This window comes from Frankia sp. CeD, assembly GCF_000732115.1.
In the GTDB taxonomy this organism is placed as follows: domain Bacteria; phylum Actinomycetota; class Actinomycetes; order Frankiales; family Frankiaceae; genus Frankia; species Frankia casuarinae.
The window spans coordinates 1-2,167 of sequence record NZ_JPGU01000109.1; the positions used below are offsets into that span (position 1 = coordinate 1).

The following is a 2,167-nucleotide window of genomic DNA, read 5'->3' on the forward strand; positions in this document are numbered from 1 at the left end:
CTCCACACCGAGCACCGCAGAACCGCCTGACACCCAACACACCAACACACCATTGCGATCACGTCACGTGACGAATCGTTACCGGGAAAGGCTCACTGTCCAGAGAGAGGCGGCGGCCAGGTAGCTGACGCAGACCACCGGCCCCGGGTGTGGCCCGGCCACGGCTACCAGCCGAAGACGGAGAAGGACCGGCCCGCGGCGATGTCTTCCAGCGCCGCCCGGCAGTAGGCGATCATGTGGTCCGGCAGGGCATCCAGTGGGAACCAGGCCAGTTCGCTGCACTTCTCCGGCTCCCGGTTCACCGGTTCGCCGTCCCACTCCCGGACGATGAAGAAGAAGGCGGCCCGGCCGCCGCCGGAAGAGTTGTGCATGATGTGCGCGAACTCCACCGCCTCCGGCTGGATCGTCACCCCGATTTCCTCTTTGGCCTCCCGAATGAGGGCCGTGACCACGGACTCTCCCGCCTCCAGGTGGCCGGAGGGCAGGTGGTACGCACCGTCCTCGTAGCCGGTGTTCTGGCGACGGCCGAACAGGGCTTCGTTGTTTCGGAGCAAGATTAGATGAACATCAGTAGTAACCTGATGGCGAGCAGGCATGGGCCGATCTCCTTTGATCTGGTGCGCTGCTGGGGCTGTTGTCTATTTTAGCGGGAAAGCCGCTCATTAGTAATCCGCGGCACCGGCGTTTTCCGTGGCGCTCCCTCAGGTGATCTCTGACGCACGCCCCTGCCCTACGCCCCTCCCGTGCTCCGGCTACACGCTTGAAAGAAGTACAGCGAAGTTGCACCACCCTGGCACCGCGCCCGTCCCGCTGGTGCGCCCGCCCTGAACAGTGTGCCACCGGCTGATTACACCTTGACAACCTGATATTGCTAGAGCCGGGCATGGAGGAACCAACCATGTCCGATGATCGAAATGCAACATGCGAAAACCGTATTGACGCCCAGCTTTTGAGCCTGGAGCGCTGGTACAGGAGAAGATACAAACGCCTGGAGAAGGCGCAACGGGCAAACGACGACGCCCGCGAGGAGGAGCTACACGAGGAACTGGAGCCGCTGGCGGTGTCGGCGCGGCGGCTCGTGCGGGTGGAGTTCTTTTGGGGTGGCCCCTCAGCGCATATGGATGCGGAGGTGGACAACGGCCAGGTAGTGGCCGCCACGTTCCACTTCCTGGACTGGTTCGACGGCGCGTCCCGCTCCATCGACGAGAATTCCAACCCCGCCCTATTGCGGCTGGCCGAGGAAATGGCGGAGGTGGCGCTATGAGCCACTTTCTGCTTGGCGTCATTCTCCCCGACCATATCGAAACCGAGGATGCGGAAAGCTACCTACACGAGGTCATGGAGCCGTACGACGAAGATATAGTGGTGGACGCCTACAACAGACCTTGCGGATGCGGAACCAGGCGGGCGGACAATATGGCTTCTGAGATCGCGACGGAGAAGACCGGCCTGACGTGGGAGATGTTACGCAACACATTCCACGAGCGTCCGCGCGAAGATCACTCCGAAGAAGCATGGCTCAAGCGCACCCAGCCCTTGAGGGAGGCAGAGAAACAGGCGCTCGCANGGCTGACCATAAAGCCAGACCCCGATTGCGACAACTGCCAGGGTTCTGGAACGTACCCCAGCACCTACAACCCGAAAAGTAAATGGGACTGGTGGTGTATTGGTGGCCGCTGGGATGGGCTGATAACGGGATTGACCACCGAAAGCGAAGACGACGGCTTGAATTTCGAGCAAAGTCACGAGAGCATCGAAAACAACGTGACGGACGTAAAGAACCTGACGTCCGATACCATGCCGTTTGCGTTTATCCTGCCGTAAGAGTTCGGTGATGGCGTGGGTGGGCGGGCCGAAGGCCCGGCCGGTGTTGCCGGTCGGGTGGTTTTCGGCTTGTGGGTGGGGTTAGGGCTCGGGCCCGTCGGGTGGGCCGTCCTGGGGTGGGTCGGTGCTGGGAGGGCTGCCGGTCTGGGTGGTGGTCTGCCAGGTGAGGAAGGGTTCGAGGGCGGGGCCGGCGGGTGCTTTCCCGCCGGCTGTGGCGCAGGCGTTCAGGTAGCCGGTCAGGAACGCGAGGGGTTCACGGCCGTTACGCTCCGCGGTGGCGACGATGGTCCAGACCCGGGCGGCGAGGTGCGCGGCCCACTCAGCGTGTGCGCCGTAGTAGTTC

2 protein-coding genes and 1 pseudogene are annotated in these 2,167 nt (G+C 62.9%); 1 reads left to right on the forward strand and 2 read right to left on the reverse strand.

Translation table 11 applies throughout. The annotated features are described in order from the left end of the window. Nucleotides 1-164 precede the first annotated feature (164 nt). Complete coding sequence (locus CED_RS21130; protein ID WP_011436946.1) at nt 165-596, reverse strand: NUDIX domain-containing protein; 432 nt, start codon at nt 594-596, stop codon at nt 165-167. 302 nt (nt 597-898) lie between these two features. Between CED_RS21130 and CED_RS21135 the strand changes: the two genes are divergently transcribed. After that, the gene (locus tag CED_RS21135) at nt 899-1,264 is read left to right on the forward strand and encodes a hypothetical protein (RefSeq protein WP_011436947.1); all 366 of its coding nucleotides are present in this window, start codon (nt 899-901) and stop codon (nt 1,262-1,264) included. 641 nt (nt 1,265-1,905) lie between these two features. On the opposite strand, the pseudogene CED_RS21145 reads toward CED_RS21135, so the two are convergent. Then, nucleotides 1,906-2,167, reverse strand: a pseudogene (locus CED_RS21145) (IS66 family transposase); the annotation flags it as partial.

Coding starts and splice junctions, on each gene's coding strand:
- CED_RS21130 (WP_011436946.1), bottom strand. CDS start 596: ATGCCTGCTCGCCATCAGGTTACTACTGATGTTCATCTAATCTTGCTC.
- CED_RS21135 (WP_011436947.1), top strand. CDS start 899: ATGTCCGATGATCGAAATGCAACATGCGAAAACCGTATTGACGCCCAG.